The sequence below is a fragment of the Vreelandella hamiltonii genome (assembly GCF_014651775.1).
Taxonomy (GTDB): Bacteria; Pseudomonadota; Gammaproteobacteria; order Pseudomonadales; family Halomonadaceae; genus Vreelandella; species Vreelandella hamiltonii.
On sequence record NZ_BMXN01000066.1, the window covers coordinates 1 to 752 of the forward strand.

Genomic DNA, 752 nt, shown 5'->3' on the forward strand with positions numbered 1-752 from the left:
CTGGCTCAACGGCCCAGAACAAGCCAGCTTGCGGCGGGCGATCATCGTATGGTTCTACCGAGTGTTCCTGCCCAACCGAGCCCCAGGGCTTGAATTTCCTGAGGTAAGTGATTTCACCAACTTGCATGAGGTACACGACATGCTGGCAGAGCGAATTAAAAAGTGGCCTGAGCTGTGGGAAGAAAGAGGTCGTCAGGCTGGCGAAAAACTGGGTATTGAGAAAGGCGAGAAGCTAGGTATTGAGAAAGGCGAGAAGCTGGGTATTGAAAAAACCGCTCGCAACTTGTTGAAGCTGGGTGTGCTCAGTGACGAGCAGATAGCCACAGCAACCGGGTTGGCGGTTGACGAGGTTACCAGGCTACGCAGGGAAGATCAGCACTGATCCCGAGCGATACCCTTCCTTTGCCCACAAAAGGGCAGCCACCGAATGGGGCTGCCCTTGTCGTTTCTGCCTGTTTTTTTATTCCTTCCGATGACTTTCTGCCCAACGCCCAGGAAGTCGCCCGATTGCCCTGCCCCCCCTGGGCTTGAGGCTGCAGTGTACCAGCGGCCGCTGGGAAATAGCCTGGTGGGAGGCGGCTTTAGCCCGCGATGACGGCGGCACCGGTGCTTGCTCAGGCAGTCGCCCAATGAATTGGCCTCCCACAGGGGGCTGGGTTGAGAAAGCGGGTGTTGTGGTAAAGTATTAATTCAGCGACAGGAGCCCGCATGGTCAGCAAAGTGCATAACCGCCACGATCACAGCTATAAACT

1 protein-coding gene is annotated in these 752 nt (G+C 56.1%); it reads left to right on the forward strand.

Going from position 1 to position 752, the window contains the following annotated elements; genetic code table 11:
- On the forward strand, positions 1-382 hold a 382-nt coding region (locus IE091_RS18545), incomplete at its 5' end, for an RpnC/YadD family protein (RefSeq protein ID WP_479694290.1).
- Between the last annotated feature and the right edge of the window lie 370 nt (positions 383-752).